Annotated in this window: 15 protein-coding genes; 8 read left to right on the top strand and 7 right to left on the bottom strand. The window is 68.4% G+C overall.

Going from position 1 to position 24,411, the window contains the following annotated elements; all coding sequences use genetic code 11:
- Positions 1-267: biotin/lipoyl-containing protein (locus tag VBO01S_RS23520; protein WP_303621487.1), on the bottom strand; the 267-nt coding region annotated here is incomplete at its 3' end.
- A gap of 49 nt (positions 268-316) precedes the next feature.
- Complete coding sequence (aceE, locus tag VBO01S_RS23515; RefSeq protein ID WP_062479935.1) at positions 317-3,046, bottom strand: pyruvate dehydrogenase (acetyl-transferring), homodimeric type; 2,730 nt, start codon at positions 3,044-3,046, stop codon at positions 317-319.
- A 183-nt stretch (positions 3,047-3,229) separates the two neighbouring features.
- On the opposite strand from aceE, the gene VBO01S_RS23510 reads away from it, so the two are divergent.
- The 5 genes from VBO01S_RS23510 (at position 3,230) to VBO01S_RS23490 (ending at position 10,201) form a co-directional block, all read left to right on the top strand.
- Entirely contained in the window at positions 3,230-5,770 is a 2,541-nt protein-coding gene (locus tag VBO01S_RS23510) for a PAS domain-containing sensor histidine kinase (RefSeq protein WP_062479933.1), read from the top strand.
- Complete coding sequence (locus VBO01S_RS23505) at positions 5,767-6,402, top strand: response regulator transcription factor (protein ID WP_056580071.1); 636 nt, start codon at positions 5,767-5,769, stop codon at positions 6,400-6,402. Before VBO01S_RS23510 ends, VBO01S_RS23505 begins: the two co-directional genes overlap by 4 nt.
- 80 nt (positions 6,403-6,482) lie before the next feature.
- Positions 6,483-7,334, top strand: coding sequence for a bifunctional methylenetetrahydrofolate dehydrogenase/methenyltetrahydrofolate cyclohydrolase FolD (gene folD, locus VBO01S_RS23500; protein WP_062479931.1), 852 nt, complete (start codon positions 6,483-6,485; stop codon positions 7,332-7,334).
- A gap of 129 nt (positions 7,335-7,463) precedes the next feature.
- A complete protein-coding gene (locus tag VBO01S_RS23495; protein ID WP_062479927.1) occupies positions 7,464-9,512 on the top strand; it encodes a M3 family metallopeptidase in 2,049 nt (682 codons plus the stop codon).
- A gap of 59 nt (positions 9,513-9,571) precedes the next feature.
- Positions 9,572-10,201: a glutaredoxin family protein gene (locus VBO01S_RS23490; protein WP_255221182.1), complete on the top strand. Its 630-nt coding sequence runs from the start codon at positions 9,572-9,574 to the stop codon at positions 10,199-10,201.
- A 40-nt stretch (positions 10,202-10,241) separates the two neighbouring features.
- On the opposite strand, the gene rpiA is transcribed toward VBO01S_RS23490, so the two are convergent.
- Complete coding sequence (gene rpiA, locus VBO01S_RS23485) at positions 10,242-10,946, bottom strand: ribose-5-phosphate isomerase RpiA (protein WP_062479923.1); 705 nt, start codon at positions 10,944-10,946, stop codon at positions 10,242-10,244.
- 40 nt (positions 10,947-10,986) lie between these two features.
- Here rpiA and VBO01S_RS23480 point away from each other — a divergent pair, with 40 nt between their 5' ends.
- Complete coding sequence (locus VBO01S_RS23480) at positions 10,987-12,066, top strand: quinone-dependent dihydroorotate dehydrogenase (RefSeq protein WP_062479921.1); 1,080 nt, start codon at positions 10,987-10,989, stop codon at positions 12,064-12,066.
- Between the two features lie 27 nt (positions 12,067-12,093).
- Here VBO01S_RS23480 and VBO01S_RS23475 read toward each other — a convergent pair whose 3' ends face one another.
- From VBO01S_RS23475 to VBO01S_RS23460, 4 genes are all read right to left on the bottom strand, one after another.
- Positions 12,094-12,795 carry a phage holin family protein gene (locus tag VBO01S_RS23475; protein WP_062479920.1) on the bottom strand — a complete coding sequence of 234 codons (702 nt, stop codon included), beginning with the start codon at positions 12,793-12,795 and terminating at the stop codon, positions 12,094-12,096.
- Positions 12,796-12,879: 84 nt separating this feature from the next.
- Positions 12,880-13,176 carry a glycine zipper domain-containing protein gene (locus tag VBO01S_RS23470; protein WP_056580064.1) on the bottom strand — a complete coding sequence of 99 codons (297 nt, stop codon included), beginning with the start codon at positions 13,174-13,176 and terminating at the stop codon, positions 12,880-12,882.
- Positions 13,177-13,309: 133 nt separating this feature from the next.
- A complete protein-coding gene (locus VBO01S_RS23465) occupies positions 13,310-14,413 on the bottom strand; it encodes an NAD(P)/FAD-dependent oxidoreductase (RefSeq protein ID WP_062479918.1) in 1,104 nt (367 codons plus the stop codon).
- A gap of 35 nt (positions 14,414-14,448) precedes the next feature.
- Positions 14,449-14,571, bottom strand: a complete 123-nt coding sequence (locus VBO01S_RS23460) for a hypothetical protein (RefSeq protein WP_062479916.1) — start codon at positions 14,569-14,571, stop codon at positions 14,449-14,451.
- Positions 14,572-15,815: 1,244 nt separating this feature from the next.
- Between VBO01S_RS23460 and VBO01S_RS23455 the strand changes: the two genes are divergently transcribed.
- Together VBO01S_RS23455 and VBO01S_RS23450 are read left to right on the top strand one after the other, a co-directional pair.
- Positions 15,816-23,021 (top strand): type I polyketide synthase, encoded by a 7,206-nt coding sequence (locus VBO01S_RS23455; protein WP_062479914.1) that lies wholly within the window; start codon positions 15,816-15,818, stop codon positions 23,019-23,021.
- Positions 23,018-24,411, top strand: a 1,394-nt coding sequence (locus VBO01S_RS23450) for a condensation domain-containing protein (protein ID WP_255221181.1), incomplete at its 3' end; no start/stop codon positions are given. The genes VBO01S_RS23455 and VBO01S_RS23450, both read left to right, overlap by 4 nt.

Raw genomic sequence — 24,411 nt, 5'->3', positions numbered from 1 at the left:
GGCCGGCGCCGGGGCGGCGGCAGCCGCGCCCTCGGCCTCGACCACCAGCACCACCGAGCCTTCCTTGACCTTGTCGCCCACGGCGACCTTGATTTCCTTGACCACACCGGCCGTGGACGACGGGATTTCCATCGACGCCTTGTCCGATTCGACCGTGATGAGCGACTGTTCGGCCTTGACCGTATCGCCCACCTTCACGAGCACCTCGATCACCGCGACTTCATCGAAATCGCCGATGTCCGGCACCTTCACTTCCACTGCTGCCATATCGTTGTCTCCCGCCGTCAGGCACCGTTCGTTCGTTGGTTGTTGATGTTCAAGCGTAAAGCGGGTTGACCTTGTCGACATTGATGCCGTACTTCTTGATCGCTTCCACCACCTTGGCCACCGGCACGGTGCCATCTTCGCTCAGCGCCTTGAGCGCGGCCACGACGATGTAGTGACGATTGATCTCAAAGTGTTCGCGCAGCTTGGCGCGGAAGTCGCTGCGACCGAAACCGTCGGTGCCCAGCACCTTGTAGTTGCGGCCCTTCGGCACGAACGGACGGATCTGCTCGGCGTAGGCCTTCATGTAGTCGGTCGACGCGATCACCGGGCCGGTCGAGGCACCGAGCTGCTCGGCCACGAAGGGCACGCGCGGCGTCTGATCGGGGTGCAGCAGGTTCCAGCGGTCGGCGTCCTGACCGTCGCGGGTCAGCTCGTTGAAGCTCGGGCAGCTCCACACCGAAGCCGACACGCCCCACTCCTTCTCGAGCAGTTCCTGCGCCGCGAAGCTTTCGCGCAGGATGGTGCCGCTGCCCAGCAGTTGCACGGTCGGCGCTTCCTTGGCGCCCTTGGCGGCCTTGACCACCGGGCCCTGCTTGGACAGGTACATGCCCTTGATGATCTGCTCTTCGGTACCGGGCTGCAGGCCGGGCATCGCGTAGTTCTCGTTCAGCAGCGTCAGGTAGTAGTAGACGTTGTCCTGCTTCTCGACCATGCGCTTGAGGCCGTGGTGCAGGATCACGCCGACTTCGTGCGCGAAGGTCGGGTCGTAGCTCACGCAGTTCGGGATGGTGTTGGCCAGGATGTGGCTGTGACCGTCTTCGTGCTGCAGGCCTTCGCCGTTCAGCGTGGTGCGTCCCGAGGTGCCGCCCAGCAGGAAGCCGCGGGCCTGCATGTCGCCGGCCGCCCAGGCCAGGTCGCCGATGCGCTGGAAGCCGAACATCGAGTAGTACACGTAGAACGGCACCATGATGCGGTTGTTCGTGCTGTACGACGTGGCCGCCGCGATCCAGCTGGACATGCCGCCGGCTTCGTTGATGCCCTCTTGCAGGATCTGGCCGGCCTTGTCTTCCTTGTAGTACATGACCTGGTCTTTATCGACCGGGGTGTACTGCTGACCGTGCGGGTTGTAGATGCCGATCTGGCGGAACAGGCCTTCCATGCCGAAGGTGCGGGCCTCGTCCACCAGGATGGGCACCACGCGCGGGCCCAGGGCCTTGTCGCGCAGCAGCTGCGTGAGGAAGCGCACGTAGGCTTGCGTGGTCGAGATCTCGCGGCCTTCGGCCGTGGGCTCCATCACCGCCTTGAAGGTGTCGAGCGAGGGCACCGTGAAGCTCTCGTCGGCCTTCACGCGGCGATGCGGCAGGTAACCACCGAGGGCCTTGCGACGCTCGTGCAGGTAGCGCATTTCCGGCGTGTCGTCGGCCGGCTTGTAGAACGGCAGCTCGGCAATCTGGCTGTCGGGAATCGGGATGTTGAAGCGGTCGCGGAAGGCCTTGATGTCTTCGTCGCCGAGCTTCTTGGTCTGGTGGACCGTGTTCTTGCCTTCGCCGATCTTGCCCATGCCGAAGCCCTTGACGGTCTTGACGAGCAGCACCGAGGGCTGGCCCTTGTGGTTCTGGGCGGCGTGGAAGGCGGCGTACACCTTCTGCGAGTCGTGGCCGCCGCGTTGCAGGTTCCAGACCTCGTCGTCGGTCAGGTGCTCGACCATCTTCAGCGTGCGCGGATCGCGGCCGAAGAAGTTCTTGCGCACGTAGGCGCCGTCGTTGGCCTTGAACGACTGGTAGTCGCCGTCGTTGCACTCCATCATGATCTTGCGCAGCGCGCCGTCATGGTCCTTCTCGAGCAAGGCGTCCCAGCCCTTGCCCCAGATGAGCTTGATGACGTTCCAGTTGGCGCCGCGGAACTCGCCTTCGAGCTCCTGGATGATCTTGCCGTTGCCGCGCACCGGGCCGTCCAGGCGCTGCAGGTTGCAGTTGATGACGAAGATCAGGTTGTCGAGGTTCTCGCGCGCGGCCAGGCCGATGGCGCCCAGCGATTCGACTTCGTCCATTTCGCCGTCGCCGCAGAACACCCACACCTTGCGGTTCTCGGTGTTGGCGATGCCGCGGGCGTGCAGGTACTTCAGGAAGCGCGCCTGGTAGATCGCCATCAGCGGGCCCAGGCCCATCGACACCGTGGGGAACTGCCAGAACTCGGGCATCAGCTTGGGGTGCGGGTAGCTCGACAGGCCCTTGCCGTCGACTTCCTGGCGGAAGTTGAGCAGCTGGTCTTCGGAGAGGCGGCCTTCCAGGTAGGCGCGGGCATAGATGCCGGGCGACACGTGGCCCTGGATGTACAGCAGGTCGCCGCCGTGGTTTTCGCTCTCGGCGTGCCAGAAGTGGTTGAAGCCGGCGCCGAACATGCTGGCCAGCGAGGCGAAGGAGCCGATGTGGCCGCCCAGGTCACCGCCTTCGGGCGGGTGGATGCGGTTGGCCTTGACCACCATGGCCATGGCGTTCCAGCGCATGTAGGCGCGCAGGCGCTGTTCGATCTCGAGGTTGCCGGGGCTGCGGGCTTCCACGCCCGGCTCGATGGTGTTCACGTAGCCGGTGTTGGCCGAGAACGGCATGTCGACGCTGTTCTGGCGCGCATGTTCGAGCAGTTGTTCGAGCAGGAAGTGCGCCCGCTCGGGCCCTTCGCTCTGGATGACGGAAGACAGTGCATCCATCCATTCACGCGTCTCCTGGGCGTCCGCATCGTTTGCGGCCGAGCCGAACAGGTTCTCGGGATTTGCCGACATGCTTGTCTCTCCTTTTAGGGCTGTGGCTGTAATTTAGTGCGCTGGGCACCGAGCGCGCCGGAGTTTCGCATAGAAGTTTCCCTATTTCAAATAGTGCTTGTTGATTTCTTATTATGAAATATCAAGGAGGCACATCCCCGGCAGGGCCTCTTCGCCAAGAGGGCCATCACCTAAACTCCGCCCATGCCCCTTTCCTCCCCGCTCGCGGTCGCCCGCAGTGCCGTCAAAGCCTCGCCGCTGTCCTGGTGGCGCACGTGGTGGCGCAAGCAGACACCCGTGCTGCAGGACGCCGTCGCGATGCTCGCGCCGATGGCGGCCGTGCTGCTGTTTCTCGCGGCCATCGTGTCGGCGTTCTGGTACCTGCGCTCCGAAGAAGTCGAGCGTGAGCAGGAGTCGGTGCGGCGCGATGTCGAGTACGCGCAACAGCGCATGCGCCTGCGTTTGCTGGAGCGGCAGGAACAGCTGATGCGCATCGCGCGCGATGCCTCCAACCGCGAGATCGATCCGGTCGAGTTCACCAGCCGCGCCGAGTCGCTGGTGAGCCAGTTCCCCGAGCTGCAGACCATCAGCTGGATCGACGACCGCCGCCGCTTCAAGGCCGGCTATGCCGCGCCCAGCGTGCATCCCGCGCAACAGCACCTGATCGGCGACGTGCTGCGCCCCGGCGACATCGAAAGCAACTATGCGCTGGCGCGCGAGCTGCGCCAGCCGGTGTACTCACAGCCCGTGGCCGGCGGCGAGCCCGCCGCGATGCTGCAGCTGCACATTCCGCTGTTCGACCAGGGGCTGTTCGCGGGCGTCGTGCTCGGCGAGTTCTCCATCGACGGCCTGCTGCGCTATGGCATGCCCTCCGAGGTGCAGGCGCGCTACGCCGTCTCGCTGCTCGACGCCAAGGGCAACGTCATCGCCGGCAACACCACGCCGCTGAAGAACAGCGGCACCCGCCTGCTGCCCTGGACCGAAGCCACCAACGAATACGAAGTGCCGGTGTCGCCCGTGGGCAACGCGCTGATGCTGCGCGCGCAGGCCTACCGCACCTCGCAGGGCGTGGTGGGCAACGGCCTCTTCTGGCTCGTGTGCGCCCTCAGCGTGATGACCAGCTGGATGCTGATCGGCACCTGGCGCCACACGCGCCGCCGCCTGCAGGCGCAGCAGCGGCTGGTCGCCGAGACCAACTTCCGCCGCGCGATGGAAAACTCCATGCTCACCGGCATGCGCGTGCTCGACCTGCAAGGCCGCATCACCTACGTGAACGCCGCGTTCTGCGCCATGACGGGCTGGAGCGAAGACGAACTCGTCGGCCAGACGCCGCCCTTCCCCTACTGGCTCGAATCCGACCGCGAGGTGATGAACGAGCGTCTCGAAGAAGAGCTGCACGGCCGCGCCCTGCCCGGCGGCTTCCAGGTGCGCGTGAAGCGCAAGAACGGCAGCGTCTTCAATGCGCGCCTCTATGTGTCGCCGCTGATCGATGCGCGCGGCCACCAGACCGGCTGGATGACGTCGATGACCGACATCACCGAACCGACGCGCATCCGCGAGCAGCTGTCCGCCTCGTACGAACGCTTCACCACCGTGCTCGAGGCGCTCGACGCCGCCGTGTCGGTGGCGCCCATCGGCAGCGAGGAGCTGCTGTTCGCCAACAAGCTGTACCGCCTGTGGTTCGGCTCCGACACCGTGGGCCACCTGGGCATGGTGGCGCAGGCTGGCGTGCCGCCGTCGAACGCGCACGACGAGGGTCTGGACGACGTCGACCCCTACGCCGGCCTGCCCATCGACACCCTCACCGCCGCCCAGACCGCGAACAATGAAATCTTCGTGCCGCACCTGGGCAAGTGGCTCGAGGTGCGCTCGCGCTACCTGACCTGGGTCGACGGTCGCCTGGCGCAGCTGGTGATCGCCACCGACATCACGCCGCGCCGCGACGCCGAAGAGCAGGCCGCCGCGCAGGCCGACAAGGCCCAGGCCGCGAGCCGCCTGATCACCATGGGCGAAATGGCCTCCAGCGTGGCGCACGAGCTCAACCAGCCGCTCACGGCCATCGCCAACTACTGCAACGGGATGATGTCGCGCATCAAGGGCCAGACGATCGACAACGACGCCCTGCTCGCCGCGCTCGAAAAAACCTCGAAGCAGGCGCAGCGCGCGGGCCAGATCATCCAGCGCATCCGCTCCTTCGTGAAACGCAGCGAACCCAACCGCACGCCGGCCGACGTCGCCACCATGGTGAGCGAGGCGGTCGAACTCGCGGGCATCGAGCTGCGCCGGCGCAACGTGCGCCTGAACCACTACGTGGCCGCGCGGCTGCCGGTGGTGCGCGTCGACCCGATCCTCATCGAGCAGGTGATGGTCAACCTGCTGAAGAACGCGGCCGAATCCATCGACATCGCCGACCGCCCGCTGGCGCGCCGCAGCGTCGAGCTGCGCGTGCTGCCCAAGGTGATCGAGGGGCACAATGCCATCGAGTTCTCGGTGCAGGACACGGGCAAGGGCCTCTCGCCCGAGGTCATGGACCGGCTCTACGAGGCCTTCTTCTCCACCAAGCCCGAGGGCATGGGCATCGGGCTCAACCTGTGCCGCACCATCGTCGAGTCGCACCGCGGCCGGATGCAGGCGGAGAACATCTACAATGGCCCGGATGTGATCGGATGCCGTTTTTCCTTCTGGATTCCGGTGTTGGACGCTATCAGTTCCGTAGCAAGCGACGAGGCAAAGGTACCTGCATGAGTTTGATTCCGAAGAAGGGCACGGTCTATGTCGTCGATGACGACGAAGCCGTACGCGATTCGCTGCAATGGCTGCTCGAAGGCAAGGACTACAGAGTCCGCTGTTTCGAGTCCGCCGAATCCTTTCTCTCCCGATACGACCCGCGCGAAGTCGCCTGTCTGATCGTCGATATCCGCATGGCCGGCATGACCGGCCTCGAATTGCAGGATCGGCTGATCGAACGGCGTTCTCCGTTGCCGATCGTGGTCATCACCGGCCACGGCGACGTGCCGATGGCGGTCGACAGCATGAAGAAGGGCGCGATGGATTTCATCCAGAAGCCCTTCAACGACGAAGAGTTGGTGTCGCTGGTCGAGCGCATGCTCGAGCACGCACGCGGTGCCTTCACGCAGCACCAGCAGTCGGCCAGCCGCGACGCGCTGCTGTCCAAGCTCACCGGCCGCGAGGCGCAGGTGCTCGAGCGCATCGTCGCCGGCCGCCTGAACAAGCAGATCGCCGACGACCTGGGCATCAGCATCAAGACGGTGGAGGCGCACCGCGCCAACATCATGGAAAAGCTCAACGCCAACACCGTGGCCGATCTGCTCAAAATCGCGCTCGGGCAGGCGGCCCCAGCGGCCAAGGCCTCCTGAACTGCCGCTATCCCGCCGATAGCCACGCACCTTCCCCACGCCTGCGCAAGCGGGCGTTTTTACTTGGAAAATCAAAACCGATGACCGCCCAACTGATCGACGGCAACGCCCTCGCCAAAACCATCCGCGCCGAGGTGTCCGGCCGCACCGCTGCGCTGAAGGCCCGCGGCGTGAACCCGGCCCTGTCCATCATCCTGGTGGGCAGCGATCCGGCGAGCCAGGTCTACACCAAGCACAAGGTCAACGACAGCACCGAGACCGGCCTCTCGGCCACGCTCGAGACCTACCCCGCCGACCTGAGCGAGGCCGACCTGCTGGCGCGCATCCGCGCCCTCAACGACGACCCCAAGGTGCACGGCATCCTCGTTCAGTTGCCGTTGCCCAAGCACATGGACAGCCAGAAGGTCATCGAGACCATCTCGCCCGCCAAGGACGTCGACGGCTTCCACGTGGCCAGCGCCGGCGCGCTGATGACCGGCGCCCCGGGCTTCTGGCCCTGCACGCCGCACGGCTGCATGAAGATGCTCGAATCGATCGGCTACGACCTGCGCGGCAAGCACGCCGTGGTCATCGGCCGCAGCAACATCGTCGGCAAGCCGATGGCCATGATGCTGCTGGCCAAGAGCGCCACCGTCACCATCTGCCACAGCGCCACGAAAGACCTGGGCGCCCTCACGCGCCAGGCCGACGTGGTCGTCGCCGCCGTGGGCAAGCTCGACCTGCTGACCGCCGACATGGTGAAACCCGGCGCCGTCGTCATCGACGTGGGCATGAACCGCAAGGCCGACGGCAAGCTGGCCGGCGACGTCGATTTCGACGGCGTGAAGGAAGTGGCCGGCTGGATCACCCCCGTGCCCGGCGGCGTCGGCCCGATGACGCGCGCGATGCTGCTCGTCAACACCCTTGAAGCGGCCGAACGCGCCGCAAGATAAGAACCACCCCGTTGTTGGCTCACTGCGTGTAGCCGCCTCCCCCTCAAGGGGCACCACCGGCGGCCCGGCAAAGCCGGTTCCGCGGTGGTTCCCGAAATGGCTTCGCTACGCTCGCCCAGGATCTTTCACATGACCAATCCGCTCCTCGACTTCACCGACCTCCCCCTGTTCGACCGCATCAAGCCCGAACACGTGTCGCCCGCGGTCGACGCGCTGCTGGCCGATGCCGAGGCCGCGCTGCAGACGGTGACGGCGCCCGAATTCCCGGCCGACTGGATCGCGATCTCGAAGGTGCTCGACGTGGCCTCCGAACGCTTCAGCCGCGCCTGGGGCGCTGTCGGCCACCTCAACGCCGTGGCCGACACGCCCGAGCTGCGCGCCGCCTACAACGAGGCCATGCCGCGCGTCACCGCCTTCTGGACCCGCCTGGGCTCCGACGAGCGCCTGTACGCCAAGTACAAGGCCATCGACCCGGCCACGCTCAACCCCGAGCAGCGCCAGGCGCACAAGAACGCCGTGCGCAACTTCGTGCTCGGCGGCGCCGAGCTGCAGGGTGAGGCCAAGCAGCGTTTTGCCGACATCCAGGAACGCCAGGCCGAGCTGAGCCAGAAGTTCAGCGAAAACGCCCTCGACGCCACCGATGCCTTCGCGCACTACGCGCAGCTCGGTGAACTCGACGGCGTGCCCGAAGACGTGGTGAGCGCCGCGCGCGCGGCCGCCGAGGCCGAAGGCAAGAAAGGCTACAAGCTCACGCTCAAGATGCCGTGCTACCTGCCGGTGATGCAGTTCGCCAAGAGCAGCGCACTGCGCGAAACCCTGTACCGCGCCTACGTCACGCGCGCCAGCGAACTCGGCGATCCGAAGTTCGACAACACCGCGCTCATCACCGAGATCCTCGCGCTGCGCGAGGAAGAATCGAAGCTGCTGGGCTACAAGAATTTCGGCGAACTCTCGGTCGTGCCCAAGATGGCCGAATCACCCGAGCAGGTCGTCAAGTTCCTGCGCGACCTCGCCGCCAAGGCCAAGCCCTACGGCGAGCGCGACCTGGCCGACCTGCGCGCCTTCGCGGCCGAGCAGCTGAACCTCGTCGACCCACAGGCCTGGGACTGGACCTACGTCGGCGAGAAGCTCAAGGAAGCGCGCTACGCCTTCAGCGAGCAGGAGGTGAAGCAGTACTTCCCTGCGCCCAAGGTGATGGCGGGCCTGTTCAAGATCGTCGAGACGCTGTTCGAAGTGTCGATCCGCCGCGACAACGCGCCCACCTGGCACCCGAGCGTCGAGTTCTACCGCATCGAGCGGGCCGGCCAGAAGGTCGGCCAGTTCTACCTCGATCCCTCCGCCCGCGCCGCCAAGCGCGGCGGTGCCTGGATGGACGACGTGCGCGCCCGCTGGCTGCGCCCCGACGACGGCGTGCTGCAGACGCCGATCGCGCAGCTGGTGTGCAACTTCGCCAGCGGTGTCGACGGCAAGCCGCCGCTGCTCACGCACGACGACGTGACCACCCTCTTCCACGAGTTCGGCCACGGCCTGCACCACATGCTCACGCAGGTGAACGAGCGCGACGTGTCGGGCATCAGCGGCGTCGAGTGGGACGCGGTCGAGCTGCCGAGCCAGTTCATGGAAAACTTCTGCTGGGAGTGGGACGTGCTCGCCCACATGACGGCCCACGTCGACACCGGCGAGCCGCTGCCGCGCGCCCTTTTCGACAAGATGACCGCCGCCAAGAACTTCCAGAGCGGGCTGCAGACGCTGCGCCAGATCGAGTTCTCGCTGTTCGACATGCTGCTGCACACCGAGCACCAGGCCGCAGCCGCCGCCCCGGGCGCCGTGATGGCGCTGCTCGGCCAGGTGCGCGCCGAAGTGGCCGTGATGCCCTCGCCGCCGTTCAGCCGCACGCCGAACACCTTCAGCCACATCTTCTCGGGCGGCTACGCGGCCGGCTACTACAGCTACAAGTGGGCCGAGGTGCTGAGCGCCGACGCCTACGCGGCCTTCGAGGAAACCGTGGGCGCCGACGGCGAGCCCAACATCGAGACCGGCCGCCGATACCGCCAGGCCATCCTGGAGGCCGGCGGCAGCCGCAGCGCCATGGATTCGTTCAAGGCCTTCCGGGGCCGCGAGCCGCAGCTTGATGCGCTGCTGCGACATCAGGGCATGGCTCAGGCCCAGCCCGCTTGATACGGCGCTGAAGCTTGCGATACTCGGGAGATATGTATCCGACTTTTTACAAACTCCCGATGCGCGGCCTGATCGGCCTGGTCCTCGTGTTGTCGACCGCCAGCGTGCTGGCGCAGGCGGTCTACCGCCAGGTCGACAAGAACGGCAAGGTCACGTTCTCGGACCAGCCCCCCGTCGTCACCAACGCGCCGACGGGCGGGCCGCAACCGGCCAGCGCCAACGCGCCGGCCAACAGCGGGCTTCCCTACGAACTGCGCCAGGTGGCACAGCGCTATCCCGTCACGCTGTATAGCGGCGAAGGCTGCGGCCCCTGCAACGAGGCGCGCACGCTGCTCACCACGCGCGGCATTCCCTTCGAGGAACGCACCATCAAGAGCAACGAGGACGTCGACGCCCTGCAGCGCCTGAGCGGACAGAACGCGCTGCCGCTGCTCACCGTCGGGTCGCAGCAGCTCAAGGGCTTCTCGGATGTGGAATGGTCGCGCTACCTCGACGCGGCCGGCTATCCCAAGAGCAACAGCCTGCCCGCAGGCTACCGCCCGCCCGCCGCGCGCCCGCTCGTCGCGCAGCAGGCACCGGCAGCGGCAGCGCCCCGTGCGACCGACACGCCCCTGCAGCCGCCGAACCCCGCGCCGGCACCGCCCTCGAACGCACCGGGCCCGAACAACCCGGCCGGCATCAAGTTCTAGGAACGACGGGGGCCCCGCCCCCGTGTTGCATCGCCGCCGTTCAGCCGGCGAACTGCAACGTCTTCACGCCCGACGCCGTGCCCAGCAGGCACACGTCGGCCTTCTGGTGCGCGAAGACCCCCACCGTCACCACGCCGGGCCACTGGCTCACTTCGGATTCGAAGGCGCGCGGGTCGGTGATCCGCAGGCCGGTCACGTCGACGATGTGCTGGCCGTTGTCGGTCACCAGCGGCAGGCCGTCTTTCTCGCGCACCTGGGCGATGCCGCCCAGGCCGGCGAACTGGCGCATCACGCGGCGCGCGGCCATCGGGATCACTTCCACCGGCAGCGGAAACGCGCCGAGCGTCTCGACCAGCTTGGAGGCGTCGGCGATGCAGACGAAGCGCTTGGACTGCGCCGCGACGATCTTCTCGCGCGTGAGCGCCGCGCCGCCGCCCTTCACCATGAAGCCCCGGTGGTCGATCTCGTCGGCGCCGTCGATGTAGACGGCCAGTTCTTCCACCTCGTTGCTGTCGAACACCGGGATGCCCAGTGCGCGCAGGCGCTCGGTGGACGCGACCGAACTGGAGACGGCGCCCTTGATCTCGTCCTTGATCGTGGCCAGCGCGTCGATGAACTTGTTGACCGTGGAGCCGGTGCCCACGCCGACGATCTCGCCCTTGACCACGTAGGCCAGCGCGGCAAGGCCGACCTGGGCCTTGAGTTCATCCTGGGAAAGAGGGGTTGGGGAGGCGGGTGCGGTCATCGCGGAGAATCCTTGGCTCATTGAAGTCGAGAATTATCCGATGCCCCTGCTGTTGCCCTCTTCGCTCTATGGCCTGGCCCGCCCTTTTCTGTTCGGTTTCGACCCCGAGCACGCCCATGAAATCACCCTCGACGGCCTGGCCCGCACCCAGAACACGCCCTTGGCCTGCGCCTACGCGGCGACGCGCGTCGAAGACCCGATCCAGCTGGCAGGCCTGAATTTCCCCAACCGCGTCGGCCTGGCCGCCGGGCTGGACAAGAACGCGCGCTGCATCGACGCCTTCGCGGCCATGGGCTTCGGTTTCGTCGAGGTCGGCACGGTCACGCCCAAGGGCCAGCCCGGCAACCCGAAGCCGCGCATGTTCCGCCTGCCGCAGCGCGATGCACTGATCAACCGGCTCGGCTTCAACAACGAAGGGCTCGACGCCTTCCTGGCCAACGTGCAGAAGGCCCGTTTCCGCAAGCAGGCCGGTGGCAGCAAGTCGCCCATGCTGCTGGGCCTGAACATCGGCAAGAACGCAGCCACGCCGATCGAGCGCGCGGTGGACGACTACCTGGCCTGCCTGGACGGCGTCTACCCGCACGCGGACTACGTGACGATCAACATCTCCAGCCCCAACACGGCCAACCTGCGCTCGCTGCAGAGCGACGAAGCGCTCGACGCCCTGCTGGGCGCCGTGGCCGAGCGGCGTGAAGCGCTGGCCACGCGCCACGGCAAGCGCGCGCCGCTGTTCGTGAAGATCGCCCCCGACCTCGACGACGCGCAGGTCGCGGTGATCGCCACCACGCTGCAACGCCACGGCATGGACGGCGTGATCGCCACCAACACCACGCTCGCGCGCGACGCCGTGGCCGGCCTGCCGCACGCGCAGGAAGCCGGCGGCCTCTCGGGCGCGCCGGTGCGCGAAGCCAGCAACCGCGTGATCGCGCAACTGCGCGCGGCGCTGGGCAAGGACTTTCCGATCATCGGGGTGGGCGGCATCCTGAGTGCGGCGGATGCCAAGGCCAAGATCGCCGCGGGCGCGGACGTGGTGCAGATCTACACCGGCCTGATCTATCGCGGCCCCGGGCTGGTCCGCGAAACGGCCCAGGCGCTGCAGCGGGATCGCCGCAAGGCCTGAGCCGGTTTTCTTCTAGCTACCGGTCGCTCAGCGCATGCGCCAGAGCACCGGCGCAATGACCGTGGCCCAGCGCAGCAACCGCTTCGGGCGGATCACCGCCACGGCGGCGGCAGCGACAACCCCGGCAGCCACCGGGTGCTCGCGCGCAATACGCAACGCGGTTGCCGCGGCCGATTCGTTGACGGGCTCGCCCGAGGCCGGCTGCGTCTCGCGACCACCCTGCAGGGTGGCGATGCGTTCACGCTGGCGGTCCATGCGGGCCAGCAGCTCTTCGCGCGTGGCGGGGCGCGGCGGACGCGGCGCTTCGTCGTCCAGCTCCGGGTCCTTGCCGAGGTTGAAGCGGTCCTGGACCCAGGCCCAGTCGCGCTCGAACTCCTGAAAGGTCGGAACGAAGCTGTTGGAGGCGTTGCTCAGGCTGCGCATCAGGCCGATGACGGCCGCCAGCCACAGCACCGCCCAGACACCGGCCACCACCCAGGCGGCGGTGACGCGGTACGGCGTGTCCCAGTAATGCACGACCACCGCCATCGAGAGCAGTGCCACCGCGACGGTGGTCAGCCCCAGCACGGCGACGACCAGGACGAGGGTCAGCTTCAGGCGCTGCTTCTCGTCCTCCCAGGCCATGCGCAGCAACTGCACCCGGTCCTCGGCCGCCAGCGCACCTTCGGCGGCGGCGATGCGCAACCGGCGGATGCGGGCATCGAGCCCGAACAGGGACAGCAGTCTCATGCGCCGCCTCCGCCCTCACCGGCCACAGTGTGGCAACGGCGAACGAAGGGACGGCGGTGCGCGCTCAGGCCGGTGCAGTGACGCTCAGCGGCGGCCAAGCAACAGGCCCACCAGCACGCCGACGGCCAGTGCGGCGCCGGCAACCTGCCAAGGTTCGTCGTGGGCGTAGGTGTTGGTGGCGGTGGCCGCCTGGCGCGCCTTCTTGGCGGCCAGCTTGCTCTTTTCGGAAGCCAGCTCGCGCGCGATGGCGAGCTTGGTGTCGATGCGTTGGCGCAGCGCCTTGATGTGGGGAACCGAATCCAGGTCCTTGCTGGCCAGCACGCCGCGCACGTCGCTTGCGATGTCTTCGGCTGCTGCTTCAAGATTGTTGGATGCACTCATTGGAATCTTTCCTCCGTGATGACACCGGCACCGCGCCGGCGGCTTCACGCCAGCATATGGCGTGCTGTCATGTTACAGGCTCGAAAGCCCCTCATGCGCGACAGATGTGCTCAGTTGTGCCCGAGTGCATGCATCAGGCGTCGGCGAGCAGGTCCGCAACGTGCCGTCCGATGGCCAGGCAACTGGTGAGTCCGGGCGACTCGATGCCGAAGAGATGGACCAGCCCCGGCACCCCGTGCGACGCCGGCCCCGCGATCACGAAGTCGGCCGCGGGCGCGTCCGGCCCCGAGATCTTCGGGCGCATGCCCGCATAGCCCGGAATCAACGCACCGTCGGGCAACGCCGGCCAGTACCGGCGCACCTCGTCGTAGAAGCGTTCGCCGCGTGCGGGATCGACCACAAGATCGTCGGCCGCCTCGACCCACTGCACGTCGGGCCCGAACTTGGCCTGCCCGCCGAGGTCGAGCGTCAGGTGCACGCCGAGCCCGCCCGGCTCCGGCACGGGATAGATGAGCCGGCCGAAAGGCGCGCGGCCCGCGAGTGTGAAGTAGCTGCCCTTGGCGAAGTACTCGCACGGCACCATCGACGCCGGCATGCCTTCGAAGCGCCTCGCCAGCGCCGGTGCCCCCAGCCCCGCGGCATTGACCACGGTGCGGCAGCGCAGGGCCGTGCCGTCGGCGGCGATCAGCACAACAGCCCCATCCACGCATTCGGCGCGTTCGATGGGCGACTTGAGCGCGAGCATGCCGCCCGCGTTCTCGAGGTCGCCGAGCAGGCCCAGCATCAGCGCGTGGCTGTCGACGATGCCCGTGCTCGGCGAATGCAGCGCCGCCACGCAATGCAGCTGCGGCTCCATCACGTTGGCTTGCTGCGCGGTGAGCAGCACGAGGTCGTCCACGCCGTTGGCCGCGGCCTTGGCGCGAATCACGTCGAGCTGCCCCACCTGTTCGGCCGAGGTCGCCACGATGAGCTTGCCGCAACGGCTGTGCGGCACGCTGCGCGCCTGCGCGTAGCTGTAGAGCGCGTCGCGTCCTTCCACGCACAGCGTCGCCTTCAGCGAACCCTGCGGGTAATAGATGCCCGCGTGGATCACCTCGCTGTTGCGCGAACTCGTTCCCGTGCCGATGGCCCCTTCGGATTCCAGCACCAGCACCTCCCGGCCCGCGAGCGCCAATGCGCGCGCCACGGCCAGACCCACCACGCCGGCACCGATGACGGCGCAATCGATTTCATCCATCGCGCGAGCTTAGCGCGGCGCGACGGGCGTTCGGCCTACCTCGCGCTCGGCGGCGGCTCGGGGTCGGTGGGCTCGTCGGGCGCGTGCTCCGGCCCTTCGTCGGGCTCGACCGGCAGGTCGGGCGTGATCGGAGACGGAAGATCGGGTTGGGTGGCCATGGCTGCACTCCTTCGTTCCATCTCGTCGTTCTAGCGCGTCCTCACGCGCCTGCAAGCGGCCCGTGGCGGAAGGCGTCGTCGGTGCGCACCGACAAGGCCTTCGCCCAGGCACTCCAGCAACAGGGCCACGCACGCTGCTGTGTCCTCGCCCCTCCCACACCACACAGGGAGGATCACAGTGGACGATGCATGGCAGAGCCAGTCTAGGCATCGCCGTGCCTTCGCACATGAGCGAAGCGCCCTTTGGTAAGGGAGCCATGCGCCCTGCCCGGCGTGCATGCGAGCGTGACAAAGCGCCTGCCTGGGACCGCGTGCCCGGCGCGGCCCCCACGACCCGCTGGTCGCGTCGAAAAAACGCCGTCTGTCCGGCCTGAAAAAACCCGTGCCCGCAAAGCATTCGCGCCGCGGTCCGGCGGTGAATTGCGGACGAAATGACGGGCCCGCTGCATCGATGCCCGGACCCGGTTCGGGCCTTCCGGCCGGCGCGACAGAAATCAGCCGGGATCAATGCCGGTACCCATGGCGCGACCGCCTTTCCGAAATTCGCCGGCGATTGTCGGACTGCATCCCCGCGCTCCGTGCGCTGACAGAGGGGAAAGTACCTCGACCCCCATTGCTCTCTATTTCATTAAAACAATGGGCATCATTTGAATTTCAATGATCGCCAAGAATCACGAAAAAATTGCATCCCAGGCACCAAAAATCAGATGACAAGTAACATTTTCATTAGATATTTTAGGGCCTTTGAGAATTTTCAAATTCACCCTCGAATTACCCAAAAGACAAAAATCCATTCCACAGAAGAAAAATATCTACCCCATTCTGAGTGCTCAACGCTCGAATGCCGATTCCTTCCAACTGTCTCAATTCGCGAAAAGTTTCTTGTCAATCGTCGAAACTTGTCTGACTTTAGAAATTTTCATTGAATTTATGCCGAAATTCAGACCTGCAGGTCTGCAGACATAGCGAAGAAGAATGGCCATTTTTTTGAATCGACGTTCCATCATGGCTTCCTACAGGGGTGACAAAACGCCCACTACAAATGGCCTTGGTACCTCAAATGTCATGGCTTAGGTAGTTCGATTCGGAAATATTTATATCAAAATGTAAACATGGAGAAAAGAGCCAAACAGAAGGCTCACCAAGTTCATAGGATCGCGACAAACCAAGAACCAAATCCAATTGAAATCAATTCGATTCCTTCAATTGAATTTTCCATTCACAGTCTGCAGCCGGGTAATTGCATGGAAACCCACATTGCTTCGTCGCCGGAGGCCGCCGTGGCTTCGCAGGCCGCGCTGGGCGATCTGTTCGTGTCGCCGCCCGCGCGCGCAGCGGCAGGCGAACGGCTTGGCGTCTCGCTGGCCCTCGAAGCCGGGTTCGCGCAGCGCTGGCTCGCCTCGCTGGGCACCACGGGGTACCTGCCGGACACGCTCTTCGTGGGTGCCTGGCTGCTGCTGCAATCGCGCTGGCTGGGCGCGGCCCTGCCGGGGTCTCACGGCATGCCGACGTCGCTGCCCGGCACCGCGAGCGCGTGGCTGACCCAGCTCGACCTCGACCGACGGACCACGCCGCACACCGCCGACGCCCTGCCGCCCCTGCGGCTCGAAGCCCGGACAGAACTCCCCGCCAGCCTGCATCTGGACGTCGACGCGAGCCTGATGGACGCGCCCTGCGCCAGCCGCCTGCTCGCAGCCATCGCCGACACCGCCGCCGATCTGCTGGTGCATCCCGGTGCGGCGCTCCACAACATCCGCGCCCTGCCCGACACCGACCGCCGCGACCAGCTCGCAGCCTGGGCCACGCCGCCCGCCGCGCCCGACCTGTCGCTCACCGTGCCCGCCGTGTTCGGCCGCCGGGCCGCGGCCACGCCCGACGCGGTGGCGCTGGTGGAAGGCGACGAAACGATGACCTACGCCGAGCTCGACGCGCGCAGCGACCGGCTCGCACAGCGCCTGCAGCAGTCGGGCGTGCAGGCAGGCGACCCCGTCGGGATGGTGTTCGAGCGCTCGATGGCCGCCATCGTCGCGATGCTCGGCATCCTCAAGGCGGGCGCGGCCTACGTGCCCGTGCCGACCGACTTCCCGCCCGAACGCGTCGCCACGATGTTCGACCAGGCCGGCGTGACCTGGGTCGTGACGACCGAGGCGCTGGCCTCGCTCGTGCCGGCCCACTGCACCGCCGTGCGGATCGACGCGCCCGAAGACGGCGCGGCCCCCGCGCCGTGGACGCCGCCGGCCTTCGACGGCGAATCGCTGGCGTACCTCATGTACACCTCGGGCTCGACCGGCGTACCCAAGGGCATCGAGATCAGCCATCGCGCCATCCTCCGGCTGGTCGTCGATGTCGACTACATCGAGCTCGCACCGGGGCGCGCGATGCTGCACGCGGCGCCGCTTGCCTTCGATGCCTCGACGCTCGAAGTCTGGGGGCCGTTGCTCAACGGCGGGCGCTGCGTGATCCACGACGAACGGGTACCCACCGGCGCCGGCCTCGCACGCACCATCGCCCGCCACGAGGTCCACACCGCCTGGCTCACGGCCTCGCTCTTCAACGCCGTGGTCGACAGCGATCCGCAGCACCTCGCTGGCCTGGCGCACCTGTTCACCGGCGGCGAGGCGCTGTCGGTACCCCATGTGCGGCGCGCGCTCGACGCGCTCCCCGGGCTCACGCTCAGCAACGGCTACGGGCCGACCGAGTGCACGACCTTCGCGACCACCCATCGCATCGAGCGCGCCGCGATCGCAGCGGGCCCGCGCTCGGTGCCGCTCGGGCGCCCGATCAAGGACACCGTGCTGCGCGTGCTGAGCCCGACGCTGGAGCTGCTGCCCAGCGGACTCGTGGGCGAGCTGTGCATCGGCGGACACGGCCTGGCGCGCGGTTACCTGGGGCAGCCCGAACTCACGGCCGCGCGCTTCGTGCCCGACCCCTTCGGCGCGCCCGGCGAGCGGCTCTACCGCACCGGCGACCTCGCCCGCTGGCTGCCCGACGGCACCCTCGAGTTCATCGGCCGCATCGACGGCCAGGTCAAGATCCACGGCCACCGCATCGAGACCGGCGAGGTCGAGGCGGCCATCCTCGCGCACCCCGCGGTGCAGTCCTGCGCGGTGGTCGCGCGGCCCGGTCGCGACGGCCAGCTGCGCCTGGTCGCCTACCTGGTCGCGCGCACGCAGAAGCTGGCGTGGGACACGCTGCGCGCGCACCTGGCGGCCCGCCTGCCCGCGGTGATGCTTCCGTCGGCGCAGGTGTGGCTCTCGCAGCTCCCCGTCACGCCCAACGGCAAGCTCGACCGCAACGCCCTGCCCGAGCCGGCCGCCGAGCGCCCCGAACTCGCGCAGCCTTTCGAGGCCGCGCGCGACGCGCTCGAGCAGCAGGTGTGCGACGCCTTCGCGCGCACCCTGGGCATCGACAAGGCCGGCCGCAACGACAACTTCTTCGACCTGGGCGGCAGCTCGCTGCTGGTGCTGCAGGTGCTGGCGGACCTGCAGCGCGAAGGCGCGCCGCCGCTGTCGACCAACCTCTTCTTTCGCCACCCGACGCCGGGCGCCATCGCGGCGCAACTGCAGTCCGCTGGCGGGGCGCCGCAGGCGCCACAACCCGTGCCCGTGCGCGAGGACGCCGCCAGCGTCCCCGAGCCCATCGCTCTCATCGCCACCGCCGGTCGCTTCCCCGGCGCGGGCGATGTGGAGCAGTTCTGGGACAACCTCGTCGCCGGGCGCGACACCATCAGCTTCTTCGACGACGCCAGCCTGGACGCCGGCGTCGGCGAGTCGCTGCGCCGCGACCCGGCCTACGTGCGGGCGCGCGGCGTGATCGACGGCATCGAAGGCTTCGATGCCGCCTTCTTCGGCATTAGCCCGAAGGAAGCCGCACTCATGGACCCGCAGCACCGCGTGTTCCTCGAGATCTGCTGGGAGTGCCTGGAGCGCGCGGGCTACGTGCCCGACGAAGCGCCGGGCCCGGTGGGCGTGTACGCGGGCACGTACAACGCGACCTACTTCCAGCGCCACGTCGCCTCGCGCCCCGACCTCGTGGAGGCCGTCGGCGAGTTCCAGGTGATGCTGGCCAACGAGAAGGACTACATCACCACCCGCGTGGCCAACCGGCTCAACCTGCGCGGGCCGGCGGTGAGCGTCAACACCGCGTGCTCGACCTCGCTGGTCGCGGTGGCCCAGGCCTTCCATGCGCTGCGCACGGGCCAGTGCTACATGGCGCTGGCAGGCGGCGCCTCGGTCACCTGCCCGCCGCGCAGCGGCTACCTCTACAACGAGGGCTCGATGCTCTCGCCCGACGGCCACACGCGCAGCTTCGACGCGCAGGCCAAGGGCACCGTGTTCAGCGACGGCGCCGCCGTGGTGCTGCTCAAGCGGCTGTCCGACGCGCAGGCCGACGGCGACACCGTCTATGCCGTGCTGCGCAGCGCCTGCGTCAACAACGACGGCGGCGCCAAGGCCAGCTTCACCGCGCCCAGCGTGGACGGCCAGGCCGCGGTGATCCGCGCCGCGCTGGCCGCGGCGGACGTGGACGCGCGCAGCATTTCCTACGTGGAAGCGCATGGCACCGCCACGCCGATGGGCGACCCGGTCGAGGTCGAGGCGCTGGCCGTCGCGTACGCCGAGCACACCGACGCGCGGGGCTACTGCACGCTGGGCTCGCTCAAGAGCAACGTGGGCCACATGGTCACGGCCGCGGGCGCCGCCGGCCTCATCAAGACGGCGCTGTCGCTGCACCACGAACTGATTCCGCCCACCGCGCACTTCACGGCACCGAACCCGGCGATCGACTTCGCGCGCACGCCGTTCCACGTCAGCAACCAGCTGCAGCCGTGGCCGCGGGCCGACCTGCCGCGCCGCGCGGGCGTCAGCTCGTTCGGTGTCGGGGGCACCAACGCGCACGTCGTGGTCGAGGAAGCGCCGGCGCGGCAGGCACGCACCACGCAGCCGGGCGTTCATGTGCTGGCGCTGTCGGCCCGCTCGGAGGCCGCGCTGGCGGTCGCGACGCAGCAGCTGGCAACGCACCTGGAGGAACAGCCCGAACTCTGCTTGGGCGACGCCGCGTTCACCCTGTGCGTCGGCCGCAAGGCCCATGCCTTCCGCCGCGCCGTGGTGGCCGGCGATGCGGCGCAGGCCATCGAGGCCTTGCGCTCGGAGAACACGGCGTGGCGCGTGAGCGACCGGATCGCCGAACGCGCGCCGCAGCCCGTGCTGATGTTCCCGGGCCAGGGCGCACAGTACCCGGGCATGGGCCGCGCGCTGCATGCGGGCGACCCGGTGTTCGCGGCCGCGTTCGACAACTGCGTGCGCGCCTTCGAAGGCGCATTGGACTTCGACCTGCGCGAGCGCCTGTTCGCAGACGACCCGCAGGCGCTCGCGCCGACGGCCGTCACGCAGCCCGCGCTCTTCACGCTCGAGTACGCGCTCGCACGGCGGCTGCTGTCGCTGGGCCTGCGCCCGCGCGCGCTGATCGGCCACAGCGTCGGCGAATTCGTCGCGGCCGTGATCGCCGGCGTGATGCGACTGGAAGACGCGGCCCGGCTCATTGCCCGCCGCGGCGCGCTCATGCAGGCACAGCCCGCGGGGACGATGTTGTCGGTGCGCCTGGGCGCGGACGCATTGGCCTCGCGGCTCGCGTCCTCGCCCCAGGTCTCACTCGCTGCGGAGAACGCACCCGGCGCCTGCGTGGCCGCCGGCCCCAGCGAGGCCATCGCCGAACTCCAGGCCGCGCTCGAAGCCGAGGGCGTCGCCTGCCGGCTGCTGCAGACCTCGCACGCGTTTCACTCCGCCATGATGGACGCCGCGGTGGCGCCCTTCGAAGCGCTCGTGAGCCAGGTGGCGCTGCATGCGCCGCAGATCCCCCTCTACTCCACGTTCACCGGCCGCCTGCTCGAAGACGCACAGGCCACGAGCCCCGCCTACTGGGCGCAGCACCTGCGCGGCACCGTGCGCTTCTCGCCGGCGCTGCAGAGCGCGGCAGACGACGCCACCCATCCGGTGTTCGTGGAGGTCGGTCCGCGCAACACGCTGGCCGCGCTGGTGCGCCAGCACCGCCTGCCGGGCCTGGCCCCGGCGTCGAAGGCCGGCGCGGTGGCGGTGTCGCTGCTGCACGGCGAGCCGGCGGACGAGACCCGGACCCTGCGCCTGGCCGCCGCGCGCCTGTGGACCTGCGGCGCCGAGGTCGATCTCGCCCTGCTGGCACCGCGCGCCGGCGCCCGGCGCGTGTGCCTGCCCACCTACCCGTTCGAACGCAAGCGCCTGTGGGTCGACATCGCGCCCGCCGCGCCGGTGTCGCCCGCCCTTGCGCCCGTCCTGCCTGTTTCATTGGAGCCGATCGTGACCGCTGCAGCGCCCTCGCCTGACCTTCCTCTGCCTTCTTCCCCGCCGCCCGAGGCGTCGCGCGCGGCGTCGGTCGACAGCCGATTGCGGGCCCTGTTCGAAGACATCTCGGGCATCGACATGGCGCAGGCCGAGGGCCAGGCCCCGTTCGGCGAGATCGGGATGGACTCGCTCACGCTGACCCAGGCCGCCACGCAGATCAAGAAGCGCTTCAAGGTCGAGCTGAGCTTCCGGCAGCTGATGGAGAACTACCGCTGCTTCGACACGCTGGCCGCGTACCTGCTGCAGAGCCTGCCGCCCGAGGCCGAGCCGGTGGCTGTGCCCGCCGCGCCCGCCATGCCTGCGGCCTCCGTTGTGCAGGTGTCGATGCCAACGCCGCCGCAAGGGCTTGCGCAGCCCACCGGCCTGCTGAACCAGGTGATCGCGCAGCAGATGGAACTGATGCGCCAGCAGCTCGCACTCCTGTCCGGCGCCGCCGCGCCGGTGGCGGTGGCGATGCCCTTGGCGGTCGAGGCCGCGCCCGCCGCGCAGCCACAGCCGCCCGCCGAAGCCCCGCTTCGCTACGACGTCAACAAGGCCTTCGGCGCCATCGCCCGCATCCACACCCAGCGCACCGCCGACCCCAGCGCGCGGCAGAAGGCACGGCTGGCGACCTTCGTGCGGCGCTATGTCGAGCGCACGCAGAAAAGCAAGCGCTTCACCGAAGACAATCGCGCGCACATGGCCGACCCGCGCGTGGTCAACGGCTTCCGTCCACTGACCAAGGAGATCACCTACCAGATCGTGATCGAACGCTCCAAGGGTTCCCGGCTCTGGGACCTCGACGGCAACGAGTACGTCGACGCACTCAACGGCTTCGGGCTGAACCTGTTCGGCTGGCAACCCGACTTCGTGCAGGACGCCGTGCGCGCCCAGCTCGACGCGGGCTACGAGATCGGGCCGCAGCATCCGCTCGCGGCCGACGTGACCCGCCTCATCTGCGAACTCACGGGCAGCGAGCGCGCCGGCCTGTGCAACACCGGCTCCGAGGCCGTGATGGCGGCGCTGCGCATCGCGCGCACCGTCACCGGCCGCAGCACGGTGGTGGCCTTCACGGGCTCCTACCACGGCACCTTCGACGAAGTGCTGGTGCGCGCCGGCAAGGGCGGCAAGGGCCTGTCGGCCGCGCCCGGCGTGATGAGCGGCATGTTCGGCGACATCCGCGTGCTCGACTACGGCACGCCCGAGGCGCTGGCCTTCATCCGCGACAACGCCGCGGACCTGGCGGCCGTGCTGGTCGAGCCGGTGCAAAGCCGCCGCCCCGACTTCCAGCCGCGCGAGTTCCTGCACGACGTGCGCGACGTCACCGCGACGAACGGCTGCTGCCTCATCTTCGACGAGGTCATCACCGGCTTTCGCAGCGCGCTGGGCGGCGCGCAGGAACTGTTCGGCGTGCGCGCCGACCTGGCCACCTACGGCAAGGTGATCGGTGGCGGCTTTCCGGTCGGCGTGATCGCCGGCAAGCGCGAGTTCATGGACGCGCTCGACGGCGGCGCCTGGCAGTACGGCGACGACTCGATTCCGGGCGTGGGCGTGACCTACTTCGCCGGCACCTTCGTGCGCCACCCGCTCGCGCTCGCCGCGGCCAAGGCCTCGCTCACGCACCTGAAGGAGGCCGGGCCCGCGCTGCAGGCCGGGCTCACCGCGAGCACGACCGCCATGGCCACGGAGCTCTCGGGCTGGTGCCAGGAGGTCGGCGCGCCGATCGAGATCCGCCATTTCGCGTCGCTGTGGCGCGTGAGCTGGCTCGAAGACCAGCCGCTGCAGGACCTGCTGTTCGCCATGATGCGCAGCCGCGGCGTGCACATCCTGGACAACTTCCCGTGCTTCCTCACGAGCGCGCACAGCGCCGAGGACATCGCCTTCCTGCAGCGCGCCTTCAAGGAATCGGTCGCCGAGATGCAGGAATCCGGCTTCCTTCCGCGCCGCGCTCCCGCCCCCACCCGCTTCGACGCGCGCAAGCCCGTCGAGGACGGCAGCGTGCTGGCCCGCGACAGCGACGGCCAGCCGTACTGGTACGTACCCGAAGACGCCGCCTTGCACGAGCGCCTCCTCATCAACGGAAAGGCCGCAGCATGAACGCCGCACTCAAGCCCACCGCGAGCGGTGGCCTCGTCGAATGCATCATTGCGACCACCGAGTCGCAGCGCGAAATCTGGCTCGGCGCCACGCTGAGCCCCGAGGCCTCGATGGCCTACAACGAGTCGGTCGTGCTGCGCCTGCGCGGCGCGCTGGACGGCGACGCCTTGGCGCGCGCCACCGACCGGCTGCTCGAACGCCACCAGGCGCTGCGCGCCACGATCTCGCCGGACGGCACCTTCATGCTGGTCAGCCCGCCGGCCGGGAACCAGCTGGTGCGCCACGACCTGGGCGGGCTCGCGCCCGAAGCCCTCGCGCAGGCGCTGCACGCGGCCCACGACGAGGCGGTGTGCACGCCGTTCTCGCTCGAACACGGGCCGCTGTTCCGGGCGGTGCTGTACCGCCTGGGCGATGACGAGCACGAGCTCGTGATGTCGGCGCACCACGTGGTCTGCGACGGCTGGTCGTGGGCGGTCATCACCGAGCAGCTGGGCCACCTCTATGCCGAGGAAACCGGCATCGGGCTCAAGCTCAAGGCCGCGCCGCTCTTCGCGGACTTCGCCGCCGAGGAAGCTGTCGCGGCCGCGAGCCCCGACATGCAGGCGCACATCGACTACTGGCTGGAGCGCTTTGCCGGCAACACGCAGCCGGTGCTCGACCTGCCGCTGGACCGCCCCCGCCCGGCTGCCCGCACCTTCAATTCGCGCCGCGCCGAGCGCCTGCTCGACCGGCGCGTGGTGGGCGCCGTGCGCATCGCGAGCACCAAGGCCGGCGTCAGCCTGTTCACGGGCCTGCTCAGCGGCTTCGTGGCGACGCTGCACCGCCTCACGGGCCAGGAAGACATCGTCGTCGGCATCCCGACCTCGGGCCAGCTCGCGCACGACGTGCCCGGCCTGGTCGGCCATTGCGTGAACCTGCTGCCGCTGCGCATCGCCGCGCACCCCGCCATGCGCTTCGACGCGCTGATGGACGAATGCAGCACCGCCGTGCTCGACGCGTTCGATCACCAGGCCCTGACCTATGGCGCGCTGCTGGGCCAGCTGTCGCTCGAGCGCGACCCGAGCCGGCTGCCGCTGGTGAGCGTGACCTTCAACGTCGACCCCGACGTGGCGAGCAGCGCGCAGGCCTTCACCACGCTCGACGTGGTGCAGGACACCATCGCCCGGCGCTACGAGAACTTCGAACTCTTCGTGAACCTGCGCCCGCACGCCGGCAGCCTGCAGGTCGAGGCGCAATACAACACCGACCTGTTCGACGACGTGAGCGTGCAGCGCTGGCTCGACATGTTCGAGTGCGTGCTGCAGTCGGCCGCGCACAAGCCCGACGACACCATCGGCGGGCTCGACGTGCTGTCCGCCGGCGCCGCGCGTGCGCTGCTGGCGCTGCAGCC

It is taken from the genome of Variovorax boronicumulans NBRC 103145, assembly GCF_001591345.1.
Lineage (GTDB): Bacteria > Pseudomonadota > Gammaproteobacteria > Burkholderiales > Burkholderiaceae_C > Variovorax > Variovorax boronicumulans.
The sequence above is the reverse complement of the archived record's forward strand: the minus strand, read 5'-3'. Positions and strand labels throughout refer to the sequence as shown.